Annotated in this window: 19 protein-coding genes and 1 pseudogene; 11 read left to right on the forward strand and 9 right to left on the reverse strand. The window is 40.7% G+C overall.

Annotated features, from left to right (window positions below):
* Positions 1 to 112: 112 nt before the first annotated feature.
* On the reverse strand, positions 113 to 331 hold the full coding sequence (locus tag N0824_RS14985; RefSeq protein ID WP_108937316.1) for a hypothetical protein: 219 nt from the start codon (positions 329 to 331) through the stop codon (positions 113 to 115).
* Between the two features lie 27 nt (positions 332 to 358).
* On the opposite strand from N0824_RS14985, the gene N0824_RS14990 reads away from it, so the two are divergent.
* The gene (locus tag N0824_RS14990) at positions 359 to 1,318 is read left to right on the forward strand and encodes a DUF4351 domain-containing protein (protein ID WP_108937317.1); all 960 of its coding nucleotides are present in this window, start codon (positions 359 to 361) and stop codon (positions 1,316 to 1,318) included.
* A 150-nt stretch (positions 1,319 to 1,468) separates the two neighbouring features.
* Here N0824_RS14990 and N0824_RS14995 read toward each other — a convergent pair whose 3' ends face one another.
* The 3 genes from N0824_RS14995 to N0824_RS15005 all read right to left on the reverse strand — a co-directional run bounded on the left by N0824_RS14995 (position 1,469) and on the right by N0824_RS15005 (position 2,458).
* On the reverse strand, positions 1,469 to 1,903 hold the full coding sequence (locus N0824_RS14995) for a PIN domain-containing protein (RefSeq protein ID WP_002782003.1): 435 nt from the start codon (positions 1,901 to 1,903) through the stop codon (positions 1,469 to 1,471).
* Complete coding sequence (locus N0824_RS15000; RefSeq protein ID WP_002738971.1) at positions 1,894 to 2,106, reverse strand: DUF2281 domain-containing protein; 213 nt, start codon at positions 2,104 to 2,106, stop codon at positions 1,894 to 1,896. The genes N0824_RS14995 and N0824_RS15000 overlap by 10 nt, the downstream gene beginning before the upstream one ends.
* A 94-nt stretch (positions 2,107 to 2,200) precedes the next feature.
* On the reverse strand, positions 2,201 to 2,458 hold the full coding sequence (locus tag N0824_RS15005; protein ID WP_108937318.1) for a hypothetical protein: 258 nt from the start codon (positions 2,456 to 2,458) through the stop codon (positions 2,201 to 2,203).
* A 27-nt stretch (positions 2,459 to 2,485) separates the two neighbouring features.
* On the opposite strand from N0824_RS15005, the gene N0824_RS15010 reads away from it, so the two are divergent.
* The 6 genes and pseudogenes from N0824_RS15010 (at position 2,486) to N0824_RS15040 (ending at position 10,084) form a co-directional block, all read left to right on the forward strand.
* On the forward strand, positions 2,486 to 3,466 hold the full coding sequence (locus N0824_RS15010) for a DUF4351 domain-containing protein (RefSeq protein WP_108937319.1): 981 nt from the start codon (positions 2,486 to 2,488) through the stop codon (positions 3,464 to 3,466).
* Positions 3,467 to 3,634: 168 nt separating this feature from the next.
* The gene (locus N0824_RS15015; RefSeq protein ID WP_002739258.1) at positions 3,635 to 3,880 is read left to right on the forward strand and encodes a UPF0175 family protein; all 246 of its coding nucleotides are present in this window, start codon (positions 3,635 to 3,637) and stop codon (positions 3,878 to 3,880) included.
* A pseudogene (locus N0824_RS15020) lies at positions 3,877 to 4,373 on the forward strand (DUF3368 domain-containing protein). Before N0824_RS15015 ends, N0824_RS15020 begins: the two are co-directional and overlap by 4 nt.
* A gap of 154 nt (positions 4,374 to 4,527) precedes the next feature.
* On the forward strand, positions 4,528 to 7,620 hold the full coding sequence (locus N0824_RS15030; protein ID WP_199224920.1) for a Calx-beta domain-containing protein: 3,093 nt from the start codon (positions 4,528 to 4,530) through the stop codon (positions 7,618 to 7,620).
* A gap of 179 nt (positions 7,621 to 7,799) precedes the next feature.
* Positions 7,800 to 8,765: an o-succinylbenzoate synthase gene (locus tag N0824_RS15035; RefSeq protein WP_108937320.1), complete on the forward strand. Its 966-nt coding sequence runs from the start codon at positions 7,800 to 7,802 to the stop codon at positions 8,763 to 8,765.
* Positions 8,741 to 10,084 carry a 2-succinylbenzoate--CoA ligase gene (locus tag N0824_RS15040; RefSeq protein WP_108937321.1) on the forward strand — a complete coding sequence of 448 codons (1,344 nt, stop codon included), beginning with the start codon at positions 8,741 to 8,743 and terminating at the stop codon, positions 10,082 to 10,084. The genes N0824_RS15035 and N0824_RS15040 overlap by 25 nt, the downstream gene beginning before the upstream one ends.
* A gap of 9 nt (positions 10,085 to 10,093) precedes the next feature.
* On the opposite strand, the gene N0824_RS21035 is transcribed toward N0824_RS15040, so the two are convergent.
* Entirely contained in the window at positions 10,094 to 10,234 is a 141-nt protein-coding gene (locus N0824_RS21035; protein ID WP_199224921.1) for a hypothetical protein, read from the reverse strand.
* Positions 10,235 to 10,328: 94 nt separating this feature from the next.
* On the opposite strand from N0824_RS21035, the gene N0824_RS15045 reads away from it, so the two are divergent.
* A complete protein-coding gene (locus N0824_RS15045) occupies positions 10,329 to 11,801 on the forward strand; it encodes an NADH-quinone oxidoreductase subunit M (protein ID WP_108937322.1) in 1,473 nt (490 codons plus the stop codon).
* A gap of 62 nt (positions 11,802 to 11,863) precedes the next feature.
* Here N0824_RS15045 and N0824_RS15050 read toward each other — a convergent pair whose 3' ends face one another.
* Positions 11,864 to 13,027, reverse strand: a complete 1,164-nt coding sequence (locus tag N0824_RS15050) for a cysteine desulfurase family protein (protein WP_108937323.1) — start codon at positions 13,025 to 13,027, stop codon at positions 11,864 to 11,866.
* Positions 13,028 to 13,495: 468 nt separating this feature from the next.
* On the opposite strand from N0824_RS15050, the gene N0824_RS15055 reads away from it, so the two are divergent.
* Positions 13,496 to 13,897 (forward strand): phage integrase SAM-like domain-containing protein, encoded by a 402-nt coding sequence (locus N0824_RS15055; RefSeq protein WP_052275881.1) that lies wholly within the window; start codon positions 13,496 to 13,498, stop codon positions 13,895 to 13,897.
* A gap of 120 nt (positions 13,898 to 14,017) precedes the next feature.
* A complete protein-coding gene (locus N0824_RS15060) occupies positions 14,018 to 14,581 on the forward strand; it encodes a DUF4334 domain-containing protein (RefSeq protein ID WP_108937324.1) in 564 nt (187 codons plus the stop codon).
* Here N0824_RS15060 and N0824_RS15065 read toward each other — a convergent pair.
* From N0824_RS15065 to N0824_RS15075, 3 genes are all read right to left on the reverse strand, one after another.
* Positions 14,560 to 14,982: a Mov34/MPN/PAD-1 family protein gene (locus N0824_RS15065; protein ID WP_104397557.1), complete on the reverse strand. Its 423-nt coding sequence runs from the start codon at positions 14,980 to 14,982 to the stop codon at positions 14,560 to 14,562. The two genes, N0824_RS15060 and N0824_RS15065, sit on opposite strands and share 22 nt — an antisense overlap.
* 87 nt (positions 14,983 to 15,069) lie before the next feature.
* On the reverse strand, positions 15,070 to 16,332 hold the full coding sequence (locus N0824_RS15070) for a glycosyltransferase (RefSeq protein ID WP_108937325.1): 1,263 nt from the start codon (positions 16,330 to 16,332) through the stop codon (positions 15,070 to 15,072).
* A gap of 77 nt (positions 16,333 to 16,409) precedes the next feature.
* Complete coding sequence (locus N0824_RS15075) at positions 16,410 to 17,405, reverse strand: formylglycine-generating enzyme family protein (protein WP_108937326.1); 996 nt, start codon at positions 17,403 to 17,405, stop codon at positions 16,410 to 16,412.
* A gap of 87 nt (positions 17,406 to 17,492) precedes the next feature.
* On the opposite strand from N0824_RS15075, the gene N0824_RS15080 reads away from it, so the two are divergent.
* Complete coding sequence (locus N0824_RS15080) at positions 17,493 to 18,833, forward strand: glycosyltransferase family 39 protein (protein WP_108937327.1); 1,341 nt, start codon at positions 17,493 to 17,495, stop codon at positions 18,831 to 18,833.
* The last annotated feature ends 108 nt before the right edge of the window (positions 18,834 to 18,941 follow it).

Genomic DNA, 18,941 nt, shown 5'->3' on the forward strand with positions numbered 1-18,941 from the left:
TGGCTTTATCAGGCCGGAAATCCCTTGTCAGTCAAGGTTACAGCCTTTGGAAACCCCTTTGGGGAAAATTTCCAATTTCCTTAATCATGCTTGCTACCAATAATGTGTTAATTTAGATACAGAATTGAATTCCGTGACAGCACTGGGGTGGCGAAAAGCGCTCGCTCCAGTTTTTTTTCTCGAGAAAACGGGTTTCTTCAAGAAACCCGTTTTCTGTGGGGTTTTTTGCGGGAAGCATCCCCCTCTCCTCGTAGGTTAAAGGGGTGAGGTCATAATAATCCTTTGCCAAAACCGACTTTTCAGAATATAATAAACAAGAGTAGTCATTCATCGCTCAGATTAGTTAAGATGATATTACATGACTAATAATATTGACCATGACCGCTTATTTAAGGAGTTAATCTCCACCTTTTTTGTCGAATTTATTGAGTTATTTTTTCCTCAATTGATGGATTATTTAGATAGGGACTCGATTACTTTTTTAGACAAAGAAGTATTTACCGATGTCACGGAAGGAGAAAGACATGAAAGCGATTTAGTCGCACAGGTTAAGTTTCGAGGAAAAGAATCTTTTTTTCTGATTCATGTCGAGGCGCAGGAAAGTTCTCGAAAATGGTTTAATCGGCGAATGTTTACTTATTTTGCTCGCTTTCATGAGAAATTTGTCTTGCCGATTTATCCGATTGTAATTTTTTCTTATTCAAAGCCAAAAAGAGAAGCAATTAGTCAATATGTAGTCGATTTTCCTGATTTAAAAGTCTTAGAATTTAACTATCAAGTAGTGCAGTTAAATCGATTAAATTGGCGAGATTTTCTCAATCAACCGAATCCGGTTGCTTCAGCTTTGATGGCTAGGATGAACATTGCCGAGAAAGAGCGAGCCAAGGTAAAAGCGGAATGTCTGCGCTTGTTAATTACTTTAAAGTTAAATCCTGCAAAAATGCAATTAATTTCTGGATTTATTGATACATATCTCAATCTAAATCCAGTGGAAGAGAGACAATTTCAAGAAGAGATTAGCACATTTAGTCAACCCGTACAGGAGGGAGTTATGCAAATTACCACCAGTTGGATGCGTCAAGGTATTGAACAAGGTATCGAACAAGGTATTGAACAAGGTATCGAACAAGGTATTGAACGGGAAAAGACATTGATTCTTCGTCAACTTAAACGCAAGTTAGGGGAGATTAATCCTTCATTGGAAACTAAAATCATGCAGTTAAGTATTGATGATGTTGAAGTATTAGGAGAAGCTTTATTCGATTTCTCTACGGTTGAAGATTTAATCAATTGGTTAAATACTTTAATTACCCTGTAAAATTGTCATTTTCAGGTATGAATTTCAGTTAACAGTTAACAGTTATCAGTGTATTTCCCCATCTCCTCGCAGGAGTCGCAATTCCCCCTCTCCTACGAGGAGATGGGGTTAGGGGGAGAGGTAAAATCATTCATTTCCAGAACTGATTCGCTACATTTCATCTACTAGCAATACATTTTGATGAGCTAACTGTTTCCATTGCCTATCATTAGTGATAATGTAGGTTGCTGAATATGCGATCGCTGTTCCCAGTTGAATCGCATCGGGTGTTTTGAGAGTGTATTGGGTACGAAGAGCGATCGCCTCATTAGCAATAGATAAATCGATTGGTAACAGAGTAATTTGGCTCGAACGGGTGAAATATGTCCGGTATTGTTCTACCAACTCCTGATTACCTATCCTTGCTGGATGGGTAACAATTTCGATAAAAGTGATCATCGAAGTGATAACCTTAACCTGATAAATGGAGACATCATAAAATAACTTTTCCATATAAGGAAAAAAGATGGGATGTTGCTCGAAAAAGTAAATAAAAGGAGCCGTATCTAAAAATACAATATTTCCCGTTTGTAAAACTATTCCCATGATGATCGCTCCTGCTGAATATAAGCATCTACATCAATTGATTGCCACATTTCTTGCCCCAATCCTGCCGCATCGCGGAAATCTAATGGCTTATCTTCTAACTCTGGTTTAGCTTGCAAAAACTTTGCAAAATCCAAAATTTTATTCGCTCGATCTTCAGGCATTGATTTCACGATTTTGTAAATTTCGTCGGCTACACTCATAAGTAAATTCTCTCTTGTCTATTATGGACATTTTACCATAGCAATTTCATCGGGTAGTGAACATTACGAGAAACCCGTTTTCTTGTAATAAATGTTAATTTTTGTGATAGCACCCTTGAAAAATTGGGGATTGTTGGGCTAAAACTGTTAGCAATAAACCTTTGCAGTTAATGTCATGACTTCTCCCCTGTTGCCGATTTTTCCTGCTGTTTACGATAGTTTGTTCGATTTTGCTCAATCTGATGGTTTTTGGGCGAATTTGACAATCGCTGTAGGTTAAGGGGGTGAGGTCATAACAATCCGTTGCCAAAACCGACTTTTCAGAATACAATAGAGAAGAGTAGTCATTCATCGCTCAGATTAGTTAAGATGATATTACATGACTAATAATATTGACCACGATCGCTTATTTAAGGAGTTAATCTCCACCTTTTTTGTCGAATTTATTGAGTTATTTTTTCCTCAATTGATGGATTATTTAGATAGGGACTCGATTACTTTTTTAGACAAAGAAGTATTTACTGATGTCACGGAAGGAGAAAGGTATGAAAGTGATTTAGTCGCACAGGTTAAGTTTCGAGGAAAAGAATCTTTTTTTCTGATTCATGTCGAGGCGCAGGAAAGTTCTCGAAAATGGTTTAATCGGCGAATGTTTACTTATTTTGCTCGCTTTCATGAGAAATTTGTCTTGCCGATTTATCCGATTGTAATTTTTTCTTATTCAAAGCCAAAAAGAGAAGCAATTAGTCAATATGTGGTTGATTTTCCCGATTTTAAGGTCTTAGAATTTAACTATCAAGTAGTGCAGTTAAATCGATTAAATTGGCGAGATTTTCTTAATCAACCGAATCCGGTTGCTTCAGCTTTGATGGCGAAGATGAACATTGCCGAGAAAGAGCGAGCCAAGGTAAAAGCGGAATGTCTGCGCTTGTTAATTACTTTAAGGTTAGATGCGGCGAGAATGCAATTAATTTCTGGATTTATTGATACTTATCTCAATCTAAATCCGGTGGAAGAGATACAATTTCAACAAGAGATTAGCACATTTAGTCAACCCGTACAGGAGGGAGTTATGCAAATTACTACCAGTTGGATGCGTCAAGGTATTGAACAAGGTATTGAACGCGGTATCGAACAAGGTATTGAACGCGGTATCGAACAAGGTATCGAACAAGGTATCGAACGGGAAAAGACATTGATTCTTCGTCAAATTAAACGCAAGTTAGGGGAGATTAATCCTTCATTGGAAACTAAAATCATGCAGTTAAGTATTGATGATGTCGAAGCATTAGGAGAAGCTTTATTCGATTTCTCTACGGTTGAAGATTTAATCAATTGGTTAAATACTTTAACTGCCTAGGTTTGACGTTAGCGATCGCATCTTCGCCATGACAAGGGGTAAGATTGCTTCGGAGAGGGAATTTCAGTTAACAGTTAACAGTTAGAAGTGAGGTCTGCCAAAGGGAATTGACAGACCGCAAAACCTAGGATAGCATTTGTATAATTCTTATCAAAATACGGAGAAAATATGACTCTAGTTATTTCCCAAGAAGTGATTAAAGCAAGTGGTTTATCAGAGGATGAACTGTTGAAGGAAATTGTTGTTATGTTATTCCAACAAGATAAGATTAGCTTAGGAAAAGCAAGTGAGTTATTAGGTATTAATCAAATCAAGTTTCAACGGATGCTTTCTGAACGAGGAATTTGTATTCACTATGATGTTGCTGAGTTTCAGCAAGATATTAAGCATTTAAAAGAGAAAGGTTGGCTATGATTATTATTAGCGATACTTCTCCTCTCAGCAGTCTTGCTCTTGTTGGTTATCTGTCAATCTTAAAAGATATTTATACTAATGTTGTTATTCCCCAAGCAGTTGCCAATGAATTAGCCAATTTAACTGAGGAAATATCCGCATTAAAGCGATAATTTCTCTGAAGTGGATACAGGTTAAACAAGCCACTAATTTAGAACTTGTGCCTTGTTTGAGGAATGAATATAATTTAGATATTGGCGAAGCAGAAGCAATCGCTCTTGCCTTAGAATTAAAAGCAGATGAATTGTTAATTGATGAGCGTCTTGGACGGAGGGAGGCTGTGCGTTTGGGGCTGTCAATTACGGGGGTTCTAGGAGTTCTTTTAATCGCTAAAAATAGAGGATTGATTGCTAAGGTTAAACCGATAATGGAGTCTCTAATTAGCCAAGCAAATTTTCGCATCAGTCATCAACTTTATGAGGAGGTTTTGCAAACGGCAAATGAATTAGATTAAGTTGTGAGGAGGGAATTGAGAGACAATATTCAGAAAAACTGATGATTTAGAAATACAGTTTTCCCGATCAATGTTAATTTCTGTTATGGAAGTCTTGACAAATTCGGGATTGTTGGGCTAAAACTGTTAGCAATAAACCTTTGCAGTTAATGTCATGACTTCTTCACTGTTGCCGATTATTCCTGTTGTTGACGATATTTTGTTCAATTTCGCTCAATCTGATGGCTTTTGGGCAAATTTAGCCATCGCTTTTGGCACAAGTTATGATGTGGTTAAGGCGACGCAATTACGACAGCAGTGGCACAGCCGAAATTTTAGTCAACTTCCCCCGATTGAGGTACTTAGTGATGAGGTTTTGGGGACGGCGAATGGTGCATATTCCAGTAGTACCAATAAGATTTATCTATCAGCATCTTTTTTGAATACGGCCTCGTCAGCAACGATAATTAATGTAATTTTAGAAGAAATTGGGCATTATGTGGATGCTCAAATTAATCAGGTGGATAGTGCGGGAGATGAGGGGGCAATTTTTGCGGAGTTGGTGCAGGGAAATAGTCTGGATGTGGCAACCTTGGAGGTATTGAAAGCTGAGGATGATTCAAAGATAATTAATCTTGAGGGAGAGGCGATCACCGTTGAACAAAATGGACTAATCGATCCTAGTAATTTTACCTTAAATAATTCTGCTCAATTCTGGAATTCTTCAGTTTTACGCTTAACTAATGATTATTGGCAAAGTGGTAGTGCTTTTCTCACCAATACAATTGCCTTATCCAATAATACATCCTTTAACTCTTATTTTCAATTTCAAATTACTAATTCAGACGGGTTAGGAGACGATGACGGAGCAGGAGCGGATGGTTTAGTTTTTATCATACAAACAATTGCCAATAATGCCGGTTCTGTGGGCGGTGGAATCGGCTATGAAGGAATTAATAAAAGTCTAGGAATAGAATTTGATACCTATTATAATTCTTCTCTAGGTGACATTAATGGTAATCATGTCGGAGTTGACCTTAATGGAGATATTAATTCTGTTATTGCTCAACCTGTAACCAATCGTTTGAATAATGGCAATATTTGGAATGCTTGGGTAGATTACAATGGCAGCACAGATGTCTTAGAAGTCCGGGTATCAGAAACCAATCAACGACCTACAACACCCTTATTAAGTTACACAGTTGACCTACTTTCTATCTTAGGTCAAAGTAATGCTTTTATTGGGTTTAGTTCGGGCACAGGAGCAGGGACTGGAATTCATGATATTCTCGATTGGGAATTTAATAACACTTCTAGTCCTATCATCACTCTCGCTGTCTCCCCCGCAAGCGTGACAGAAGACAGCACCCCCAACCTAGTCTACACCTTCACCCGCACCACTCCAACGACCAGCGCCTTAACTGTTAACTATACAGTTGGGGGGACAGCTACTTTTAGTACAGATTACACTCAAAGCGGTGCAGCCAGTTTCACAAGTACAACTGGGACAGTGACTTTCGCGGCTGGTTCATCCACTGCGACGGTAACAGTTAACCCCACTGCTGATACTACAGTTGAAAGTGATGAGACTGTCATTTTAACCCTTGCTTCTGGGACAGGTTATACAGTAGGTACGACTACTCCAGTTACGGGGACAATTACCAATGACGATACCAGTATTACTCTTGCAGTTTCTCCCAGTAGTGTTACCGAAGACGGGACAACAAATCTGGTTTATACCTTCACTCGTAGCGGAGTAACAACTAATCCTTTAACGGTTAATTACACCCTCGGAGGGACAGCGACTTTAAATACCGACTACACTCGTACAGGGACTACCAATACTGTCACCTTTGCTGCTGGTTCAGCGACTGCGACTGTAACCGTTGACCCCACTGCTGACACAATAGTAGAAAGTAACGAAACTGTTATTTTAACCCTTGCTGCGGGGACAGGTTATACAGTAGGTACGACTACTCCAGTTACGGGAACAATTACCAATGACGATACCAGTGTCACCCTAGCAGTTTCTCCCGCAAGTGTTACCGAAGATGGGACAACCAACTTAGTCTATACCTTTACTCGTAGCGGAGTAACCACTAATCCTTTAACAGTCAATTACACCCTCGGAGGGACAGCGACTTTAAATACCGATTACACTCGTACAGGGACTAACAATACAGTCACCTTTGCTGCTGGTTCATCCACTGCTACCGTAACAGTTGACCCCACTGCTGACACAATAGTAGAAAGTAACGAAACTGTTATTTTAACCCTTGCTGCGGGGACAGGTTATACAATAGGTACTCCCAACGCAGCCACGGGAACAATTAATAATGATGATACCAGTGTCACCTCGCAACTCTCCATTAATGACATCACCGTAGTGGAAGGTAAAGATAATAATGCCATCCTCACCGTCACGGTTGATAACCCCAATCCGCAACCAATTACCTTCAACTATACCACTGCACCCATTAATGCTACCGCCAATGTAGATTATACTAGCAAAACTGGAACTATCACCATTGCTGCTAATACTTCCACTGCTACTATTAGCATTCCCATCCTCAATGATAACCTCAACGAAGCCGATGAAGCCTTTACAGTAACCCTCTCCAATCCCGTTAATGCTACCATCAATCCCGAAGGAGGAATAGGAGAAGTTATCATTACTGATACTTGGCAAAGCAGTATCACTCGCACCTTACCCAACAATGTGGAAAACCTCAGACTAATTGGCACTAATAATATTAATGGTACGGGTAACGCTGGTGACAATAATATCACTGGAAATAGTGGCAATAATCAAATCAATGGAGGTGCGGGAATTGATACTTTAATCGGTGGTTTAGGTGCAGATATCTTCATCTTCCAATTTGGTCAATCTACCATATCAACAAGCGATCATATCACAGATTTTGCCATCAATAGTGATAAAATTGACTTATTAACTCAAGGTGGAACTGCCATGAATGCGCCTAGTAGTTTCAGTCGTGCTGCTAATAGCACTGTCACCACTTTACAGAATTTAATCAATCAAGTATTTACTGATGCCAATGGAGCGATTACAGGTAATCAAGGATTAGGGGTTAATAGTGCCGCCTTAGTTCAGGTAACAACCGGTGCAATAGCTGGAACTTACCTCGTTATTAATGATAGCACGGCTGGCTTCCAATCCAGCAATGATTTATTAATAAATATCACCGGATTTACTGGTACTTTACCAGCTTTAGGGAACATTCCAGTGGGTAATTTCTTTATCTAAGTTTCTAAGCTCTCCTTCTAAGTCACCTAGAAAACGGGTTTCTCGGAGAAACCCGTTTTCTGGACTTTAAGAAAAAAAAACGTTTCGCTGACAAACTCTATAAAGAACGTAGGTTGGTTTGAAGCATGAAACCCAACGCCTGCTCATGTTAAGCTTTTCACGACTACTTATAGTTAATCATGTATTTCTGGCAATTTCGTGTTTATCAGCGTCCTTTGCTGCATCCCCTACAAACCCATCACGGACTATGGGAAATTAGGGAAGGAATTATTATTCGCTTAGAAGCGGAAGATGGACGTATTGGATGGGGAGAAATTGCTCCTTTACCTGAATTTGGTTCGGAAACATTATCGGCAGCAATATTATTCTGTCAAAGTCTCGAAAATCCCCTATCAATAAATTCAATTTTTTCTATTCCTGAACAATTTCCCGCTTGTCAATTTGCCTTTGAATCAGCTTTAGAAGATTTAAGTATCGAGAATAAATCAAGAGAATTAGAACCGAAAAATTATAGTTATTTATTACCCACCAGTGCGGCAGTATTTCCCTGTCTAGATGATATTTTAGCCGTCAATCAAACTAATACTTATAAATGGAAAATTGCAGTTAATTCTCTCAAGCAGGAGTTAAACTTATTTGAAAAATTAATTGACCGATTACCCAGGGGAATTAAATTGCGTTTAGATGCCAATGGGGGATTAAGTATTGCTGAGAGTAAAATCTGGTTAAAAATTGCCGATGAATCTAAAATAATTGAATTTATCGAACAACCTTTACCCCCGTCTCAATGGTTAGAAATGTTGCAATTAAGTCAAGATTTTACCACGGAGATTGCCTTAGATGAATCCGTAGCCAATCTTCGACAAATAGAGGAATGTTATCAACGGGGATGGCGAGGAATTTTTGTGATTAAACCTGCTATTACCGGTTCAATCCAAGGGTTAAGAAATCTCTGGGAAAAATATCCCTTAGATTTAGTGTTTTCCTCGGTTTTAGAAACTAATATCGGCAGAAAATCCGCTTTACGTCTAGCACAAGAATACCCCAAAAAGGAGCGAGCTTTAGGTTTTGGTGTGCAACAATGGTTTAATGATAGTGACCCCGATTGGTTAGAAAAACTGTGGACGACATCAGCAAACAATTAGCATATCTCAGTCAAAAAGATTGGTTATATGGATACAATAGCCAGAAATTTTATCAATTATATCAGTCCTATTGTCAGAAATTTATCGCCGCAGATAATCCTCGATTAACTATACTGCTTGCTGAAGGCAATCCCCTTAAATTCTTAGCGATATTCTTGGCTGCCGTCAGTGCCAAAAGTTGCCTATTTTTAGCTAATCCCGACTGGAAAACTAACGAATGGGAACAGGTTTTCTCTCTGATGCAACCCGATTATATTTTTGGCGAAAATATCAAGGTTTTTAACTATAATTTTCCTCCTGTCAATCCTTTGACTAATTCTCTGATGATACCCACAGGGGGAACCTCGGGAAAAATTCGCTTTGCTATCCATAACTGGTTAACTTTAACTGCTTCTGTCAAAGGTTTCTCTGAATATTTTCAAGTCAAGCAGGTTAACTCTTTTTGCCTATTGCCTTTATATCATGTTAGTGGTTTAATGCAGTTTCTGAGAAGTTTTTTAACGGGGGGAAATTTTGCTGTTATTCCTTACCATAAAATCAAACAAGAGCGCATAAATAATCTCAATCTTCAAGATTATTTTATCTCTTTAGTTCCCAGTCAATTACAATTTTTTCTAGAAAATGATCCTCAATGGTTAGCCAATTTTAAAACAGTTTTCCTAGGAGGTTCCCCTGCATGGCCATCTTTACTAGAAAAAGCTAGAGAATATAATATTTCTCTGTCTCCTACCTATGGAATGACGGAAACTGCCTCACAAATTGTCACTCTTAAACCAGAATATTTTCGACGAGGCAATAATAGTAGTGGACAGCTATTACCCCATGCTCAGATAAAAATTAATCCCGATAACCAGAAAATTATTATTGAAGCAAAATCTTTATTTTTAGGTTATTATCCCCATCTTAATCAAGCAAGCTACTTCGAGACCGATGATTTAGGTTACTTCGATGAAAGTGGTTATTTATATATAATTGGTCGCGATAGTCAAAAAATAATTACTGGAGGAGAAAACGTTTATCCTCTTGAGGTAGAAACTGCCATTAGACACACTAATTTAGTTAAAGATGTGGTGGTTTTAGGATTGCCAGATTCTCGATGGGGACAGGTAATTGTGGCTTTTTATGTCCCCGTTAATTCTCAGATAGACCAGACAATTATTCAATCCCAGATTAAAGATAAATTAGTCAATTATAAACTGCCGAAACATTGGATAAAATTACCAGAGATACCAAAAAGTCCTCAAGGTAAGATTAATCAAACCACTTTAATTAAATTAGCCGAAACTTTTTTTGACACCGAGTCAAACCCCCGACGATAATTATAGCAGTTATCTTAATGGTGAGTTATGAGGGGTTCCTAAATTGGCTTCATTTTCTCGGCCAAAAGCCAAGGGATTTACTCGGTATATGGCAGCAAAATCGCTGTTTTTTTCTCGACGAATTTCTGGTAATGGTAATCTCTGGCTCATTTTATTAATAAATGTTAAAAGTTGATAGCTATCTTGCTAAAGATTGACCGCTTAGGCAATAATATTAAGTTTATCATCCCCATTAAAGTAAAGAATGCTCAACGCTTTTATTTGGCTACCGATTATAGGGGCGATACTGATTGCCTACACGCCTCTAGAGGCGAAAAAAGTGCGAGGATTAGCTCTAACTCTTGCTGTCGTTCTCTTACTGCTTAATATTCTCCTTGGCTGGCAATTTGACCCTAGTAACCCGCAAATGCAGTTCACGGTTAACCTGCCTTGGATTAATTTCCTCGGTTTCAATTATGCCCTCGGTGTCGATGGATTGTCATTCTCATTACTTTTTCTTAACAGCATCTTGACAATAATTGCTCTTTATGCTAGTGGCACAGAGGTTAACCGGCCGAAATTTTACTATTCTCTGCTCTTGTTACTCAATGCCGGAGTAGCGGGGGCCTTTCTAGCACAGGATTTACTGCTATTTTTCCTATTTTACGAATTAGAAATCGTCCCTCTTTACTTTCTCATTGCCATTTGGGGGGGGCAAAGACGCGGCTACGCGGGCATGAAATTTTTATTATACACGGCAATTTCAGGCTTTTTAGTGCTAATTTCCTTCCTCGGCTTAGTTTGGCTAACCGGTGCTAATAATTTCGCCTATAATCCCCTTTTATCGAACAATTTAGACGTTAAAACCCAATTACTGCTCCTCATACCCCTTCTGATTGGATTAGCAATCAAAATCCCGATTTTTCCCTTTCATACTTGGCTACCGGATGCCCACGTGGAAGCATCTACCCCCGTTTCTGTGCTTTTAGCGGGAATATTACTCAAATTAGGAACCTATGGACTGCTGCGCTTTGGAGTCGGTTTATTCCTCGATGCTTGGGTGACTATCGCCCCTTGGTTAGCAACGATAGCAGCTATCAGCGCCCTCTACGGGGCCAGTTGCGCTATTGCCCAAAAGGATATGAAAAAAGTAGTCGCTTATTCTTCCATTTCCCACATGGCCTATATTTTACTAGCGGCGGCGGCCACCACCAGATTAAGCATCACTGCGGCGATTTTGCAGATGATTAGTCACGGTTTAATTTCCGCTTTATTATTTTTGTTGGTGGGAGTAGTGTATAAAAAAACCGGCAGCCGGGATGTGGATTATCTACGCGGTTTATTAAATCCCGAAAGAGGTTTACCAATCACGGGAATGTTAATGATTTTAGCGGCTATGGCCAGCGCCGGCATCCCCGGAATGGTGGGATTTATCGCCGAATTTTTGGTCTTTCGTGGCAGTTTCCCGATTTTTCCGATACAAACGCTCTTATGTTTGGTCGCTAGTGGTTTAACCGCAGTATATTTTCTCCTGATGATTAATCGGGTTTTCTTTGGTCGTTTAACCCCTGAATTATCGCGCATTCCTCGCAGTACCTGGCCCGAAAGATTTCCCGAAATTGCTTTGGCTTTATTTATTATTGTTTTGGGATTACAACCGAGTTGGATGATTCACTGGAGTGAAAACCAAGCATCAATGTTATTAACTGGCACGGCAATCAGTCAAAAGCAATCATAGAAAGCTTTTCCGGAATTGTTAAAACCTAGACCGAAACTAACTTGTGGATAGGAGCCGAAACGTCAAAAATTTTTGGCCTTGCGGAGGGAATTAACCGTTAAAACCACCTGTTCCCCCACCAGTTCAATTTCTTCTAAAGTGTTAAAACGACTCAACCCGAAGCGCAGGGAGGCATAAGCGAGAGATTCGGGGCGACCCAAGGCAGTTAAAACGTGGGAGGGGGCGGTATGGCTAGAAGAACAGGCAGAACCGGAGGAAAGCGCCACTATTGGCTGTAATCCTAACAATAACGCCGCACCGTCCACCCCTTCAATACTAATATTTAAATTTCCGGCTAATCTTTGGCTAGGATGACCATTGAGATAAATTCTGTCTAATTGACTGATAATCTCCCATAAACGGGCTTTTAACTGATTTAAGTGGCTGGTATCTTCTTCAATCGCTTTGATGCCCAATTCTACTGCCTTGGCAAAACCGACAATTTGCGGTGTAAATATTGTACCCGATCGCAGTCCTTTTTCCTGGCCTCCCCCTTGAATTTGAGCGGCGAGACGGACTCTGGGGTTTCGGCGCCGGACGTACAGCGCACCGATTCCCTTGGGTCCGTGGACTTTGTGGGCAGTTAAGGACATCAAATCTATATTCATTTCCTCCACATCTAGGGGAATTTTGCCGATTGCTTGGGCCGCATCCGTATGAAAAAGTACCTGATACCGGCGACAAATCGCCCCAATTGCCGCTAAAGGTTGAATCACCCCAATCTCGTTATTAGCAGCCATAATTGACAGCAAAATCGTGTCAGGACGCAAAGATTTTTCTAGTAGTTCCAAGTCAATTAGACCATCAGCACCGACGGGTAAAATTGTCACCTCAAAACCCAATTTTTCCAGATAATGACAGGGATCTAAAACGGCGCGATGTTCTGTCACCACCGTAACTATATGCCTTCCCTTGGCGAAATAAGCTTCGGCAACTCCTTTGATAGCGAGGTTATTGGCCTCCGTTGCTCCACTGGTAAAAATAATTTCTTCGGGGCTACTATTAATAGCAGCGGCGATTGTTTCTCTTGCCTGTTTAACCGCGGCCTCGGCTGTCCAACCATAGACATGATTAATACTACTGGCATTACCAAAGTGTTCGGTAAAATAGGGCAACATCGCCGCCAGAACTTGCGGATCTAGCGGTGTTGTGGCGTGGCAATCTAGATAAATCGGCTTTTGAGACATATTTTTCCCCTGCGGGGGATTTGAGAAGGAGATATCCCCTGTTTTAAGAGAATCTCTGAAAGTGTATTGCTAATCTATGTTAACAAAAAAGTATCGGATATTAGTCAACAGCTTACGACTCAGACCAGAACTTTAAGATTTAATAATGAGAGCGCAATCGCTCCATGACAGGGGTTAGAATTGCCCTATCCCAATGCTGTTAAGTAACCCGACGGGATTAATAACACATATTTTTCGGCTCCATCATGGCTAAAAAATCGAAGACATTTAGTGAACTGCTCAGGCTGCAGACAATGTCTCAAGGGTCTGAAAAACCCTTGAAAAGCTTTGAGAAGAAATAAAGGCGATTCAGGTGGTTAGCCGACGTTGACCCTGAGGAGCAAATGGCGGCTTTAGACGCTTAGAAAAAACACCTGATTCATTACCCTATTGACCATCGAGCAGCGATTTGCAGGAGAGAAATTTGAGATGGATGATTCCCAGAAATATGAGGCTGACTGTCAAAAAATAAGAAAAGTCAATCATGAATTACTAAAGGATTTCGAGAGTTGGCTAGAATCATCAGGTTTGTCGGAAAAAACCATTAATAATCATATTTCAAATATAGATTTTTATATCAACGAATATTTACTCTATGAGGATGCAGTAGAAGCTAAAGACGGGGTAGATATGGTCGGTGACTTTTTGGGTTATTGGTTTATCAAAAAGGCACTGTGGGCCAGTCAATCAAGCCTCAAGGCTAACGCAGGTAGTCTGAAAAAGTTCTACACTTTCTTACTTGAAAAAGGCCTAATAGATAAAAATGATTTGCGAGAACTTAAAGAAACCATCAAGGAAGAACTGAGTGAATGGCTGGAAACCCTAGAGTGATACGATGACCCATTGAGTGAAGATATGTGGGATGTTTGGTGATTTTAGCCGAGGGGCAATCCCCCACCCTCTGGCTGGGCAGCTATAATATCATTGTCAGGACACAATAAGAGCGAGACAATGGAAACATTAGAATTAGAAAGCTGCCAGTCGATTCTTAAAGCTGGTCAAACGACCACAGAAATAGCTTTACAATTGTTTGACGCTCTCGAACCCGTGAGTTTAGACTTTATGCTCGGTGTTTGGCAAGGTTCTGGACTTGAGACAAATCACCCAATGGATGGTTTATTAGAGGCATCTAATTGGTATGGTAAAGAATTTGTCGATACTGAGAATGTCCACCCCCTGTTATTTTTAGATGGTCAGGGAAAAATTTTTAAGGTGGCACCCAATCCCACGGCCATGAACTGGATTTTGAAGCTGCCGATACTGAAAAATAATTCTCTGAAACCTTTGCTGATGCTGACCAACTCCTTGCTAAAAACAGAGACAAGTCAGGCTAGACTGCGAATGATGGAATATCGGGGCAAAGTCAGCGCCACAATGATTTATGATTATTTGCCGATTAATGACTCTTTTCGGAAAGTAGATGATAATACGGTGCTGGGAATTATGGATTTCAAAAAGTTTCCCCAGCCTTTCTTTTTTGTTCTCAAGCGATGTCAAAAACATTTTAATTCTTGAGGTTCGATTTGAAATTGTTCGCGCTCGTCCAGTTGCCAAGCTTGTAAATCGATCGCTCGTCCTGAAACTACGGAGACAATTAAATAAGTATATCCTGACCAGGCTAATTGGCGATCAATTTCCGAGGGAATGGCGGCATGATCTGGATGAGAATGATAGATTCCAATAATTTCTAGCTGGTTTTCCCGCGCCGATTTTTGAGCTTGTAAAAGCACTTCTGGGGCAATACTAAAGCGGTTTTTTCTATTGCCTGACCAGTTATTTTCTGTTGCCTGTATGCTGATAACTTCGGCTGCTGTCTCGGTAATTTTTCCTAGGAGTAATCCACAACATTCTTCGGGATAGGTGGATTCTGCGTGGGTGAAAATAGACTGGTAAATTTGGTCTGTAATCAGGATCATAGGGTGGAGTAAACGAGTCGCAAATGCTATGGACAACAGGGTAAGCGCATCTCAATTTTGGCCAACCATTTTCTTGCTTCTAGCTGGCTATTTTGTCACCCGCCAACTGAGTTTAAGATTAACCCAAAAGTTCCAAACCGTGACGATAGCGATGGCGATGAAGTTAGCTAGATAGCGATTGATTCCTAAACCATTAAAGAGAAGGTTGAGCAGCAAGACGTTTAAAATTAAACCGGCTAAACAGATCAAATTGAACTTTAAAAATCTTTTCCAGCGTTTATTCCAACCCCGTTGACGAGCGGATAAATCGCCAAAAGTCCAGCGATCATTCCAGATAAAATTATTAATAATTGCTAATTCGGCGGCGATGATTTTACTGCGGGTTAATCCCCAACCCAAAGCGGCGGGATCACTGAGAAGATAGAGAAAGGCCATATCAACAAAAACCCCGGTTAATCCCACTAAACCGAAGCGAATAAATCTATCTAAAGGTAGATTGACAATTGCATCTAAAAACCTTAGTGGCCTTTGAGAGCGCAAACGCAGCAGATGGAAGATATATTCTAGCCATTGTTTCCAAGTTACCTTACTTTCCCCCTCTAGCCGCTCTTGGAAGACATAACCCACTTCTCCGATGGTTTTGATGCGACCTTTGCCGATGACTTCTAGTAAAATTTTGTAACCGGTGGGATTGAGAATCGGACCGGCGATCGCTTGACGGCGGACCATAAAGTAACCGCTCATGGGATCGGAGACGCGACCGACCACCTCTGGCAGTAGAATTAAACCAAGAATTTGAGCGCCGCGGGAGAGAAATCTTCGCAGCAGACTCCACTCGCTCACTCCTCCTCCTTCGACGTGACGACTAGCAAGAGCTAAATCGGCTCCTTTTTCGATAGTTTCGAGCAGATTATAGAGAATTTCGGGGGGATGTTGCAAGTCTCCATCGATTACTCCTAGTATCTCACCCCTTGACCCTTGCCAACCCCGCACCACTGCCGACGCTAATCCTTTTTCTCCCTGACGACGCATCACCCGCAGTTGCGGGTAATCCGGGGTTAATTTGCTGGCTAATTCCCAAGTGCGATCGGGACTGTCATCATCGACGATAATTAGTTCATACTGACCTGGAATTTTTCGATCGAGTAATTGACTGAGATTCTCGACTAGGGGAATAACGTTATCTCGCTCGTTATAAGTGGGAATAACTAGAGATAATTTGAGTAATTGCGGCGAATCTCTGAGAATATAACTATTATTGCCAATAATTCCTTCAATTTGCTCTAAAAAAGGGATTTGCAAAGAGCCGACGGGGGTGGTTAAAAAGGGATAGGGTGGAGAGTTGGTCACTCGCTTACACTCACAGACTAAAACAGGTTTAGAGACGCACAATTTACCGGCAAAGTTGTTGAAACCAGAATTTTGAGCTAACTACTGGCGATGCGGAATCCTAATACACTATAGCGATTATCGGGGCTAAATTGGCCTCGACTAGCGGAGCGACATTCCCTCAATTCTGTCCCCCAACCACCTCCACGCAGGACGCGATAACGATTGCCGGTGCTATTAGGATCGGCCGGCCATACTTGGTCATCGTTGGGAGCATTGTTATAGTTGCGATGCCAAGGATCGGCACACCATTCGTATAAACTGCCATGTAAATCGTATAATCCGAAGGCATTTGGGGGAAAACTGCCTACAGGGGTGGTTTTAGCTCGAAATTCGCTCTCTCTTTCCACTGCGTAGGGAAATTTAATGGCATAGTAGTTAGCGAATTCACTGGTAAGGGTGGCACCAAAGTAGAAGGGTGTGGTAGTGCCGGCACGACAAGCATATTCCCATTGTGCCTCGCTTGGGAGTCGATAGTTTCTGCCGGTGGCCTTGGCAAGTCGATCGCAAAACTCGATCGCATCATACCAAGAGATGCTATCGACGGGTAAGTTATCCCCTTGGAAGTGGGAGGGATTGGGGTTCAAATCGCGGTTAATTTTGGGCAGATTAGCGACAATTTGCCATTGTTGTTGAGTTATCGGGTATTTACTCAGGTAAAAACTGTTCACCTTGACTAAGCGCTGGGGTTTATCACTACCAGTAAAGTCTCCTTTTTCTCCGTCCGGTGTCCCCATGATAAAAGTGCCAGCGGGGATAGCAATCATCTCTAATCCCGCAAGGGTTTCGCTGTAGTATTCGGCACTGCGGAAATTGCGCTCGATCACGAAACCGCTAGGATCGAGAGTGACGGTTTCAAAGGAAAAGCTTTGTCGGGGGGGAAAAGAGGAATTTTGGGGGGGTTGCGGGGGTATGATTGCTGTAGCGGTGGGGGGGGAAAAAATATTTTTTCTATCTAGAATCGCTGCCAGTCCGACTCCTGCACCGATCAGACTGAGCCACTGGCCAAATTTACGTCTGTTTACTTTAATCATCCCGATTTTTCTGTCATTATCACCCTATCTATTATACCATGAAATTCTGACTCTTATTTAGTCACTGCCACCTATACTTAATAATCGATGCCCAGCTTTTTGACTGTCCATAAACATTGGTTGATTGCAGCAATTATCACCTGCTTAGGTGCTTTTTTGCGAATCTATAATTATGATTCTTTGCCTCCGGATAATTGGACTGCTGACGAATATGCTTTTGCTTGGAGTGGCATGAGTTTATTACAAACGGGTATCCCCACCAGTTGGTCATGGTTGAGTCCCACGGATAATTTTCCTACGGTGGTTTGGGAAGCGAAAAATATCCGTTATCGTTTGGTGACTCCCTGGTTTGATCATCCTCCTTTATTTGGTTTATTGGTGGGTTTATTTGCTCTTTTAGGAGGAGCAAAGACTTTTTTTGATTGCAGTTTAACTATTATTAGAGTCCCTTCTTTACTCTTAGGTATTGCTGCGATAGTTTTGGTCTATTTACTGGCTCTGAAGTTGAGTAATCTATCGATCGCTATAATCGCTAGTTTAATTTATGCCACTAATCCCAATACAGTTTTCCTCTCTCGGTTAGCTATTAGTGAAAATTTAATGATTGTTTTGTGCTTATTGGTTGTCTTACTTTATTGGCAATACTATCAAAATAAGCAGAAAAAATATCTCTATATCGCCGCTTGTTTAGCTGGTTTAGCCTGTTTAGTCAAGGTAACAGCTATATATTTAGTAGTATTATTAATTGTCCTCTTGATTTACGAAAAGCAAGGACGAGAAGCCATTTATGTGACTGTGATCGGTGCTTTCTTTTTCTCTCTCTATTTTCTCTACGGTGCTATCTATGACTACGATTTCTTTCGGAAGATATTTCAAGAACAATCCCTGCGCTTCGAGGACTTTAACTTTGTCAAATATCTAACCACTCCCACGGTATTTTTCGAGGATGGTTGGCTAATTTTTAGCTGGTTAACCCTCTTACCCTTTCTCCGAAAGAATCCCGCTAGTCCCCAAGTTAGATTACTCGCTTTACCGGTAATCCTCTACACCTTAATTTTAGTTGCCACGGGAGCGCAAAGTCACTTCTTTACTTGGTATATAATTCCTTTTTATCCGTTTATGTTTATTATTCTAGCCATCTTTCTCGATGATTTTCGCCAAGAAACGGACGGATTAACTGCCTCAATTATTTTTATCTTTCTGGGAGTTTGGTCGATTCATCTCAACCTGACAGCATGGATTTTAGCTTCTCCCTACGGTCGCTATTATTTTATGATCGGTACGGCAGCAATTCTGGGAGTATTCTATCTCAAGGATATTTTTGGTCTCTTTAAAAAATTCTGGATAGATCGCTTTACTTTCCTGTTATTCTTGGCCCTGCTGGCAGCTAATATCAATGTGGTATTAACCTATAAGTTTTCTGGTTAAAACTTAGCAAGAAGGGAACCCGAAAAGGGATAAATTAGCCTGGGAATCGAGAGTAAACTTAACCTGGATCGCTGACTTGAAAGAGGGTGTAGGGTGTAGGGTGTGGGG

The sequence above is a fragment of the Microcystis sp. 0824 genome (genome assembly GCF_003112475.1).
Lineage (GTDB): Bacteria > Cyanobacteriota > Cyanobacteriia > Cyanobacteriales > Microcystaceae > Microcystis > Microcystis aeruginosa_C.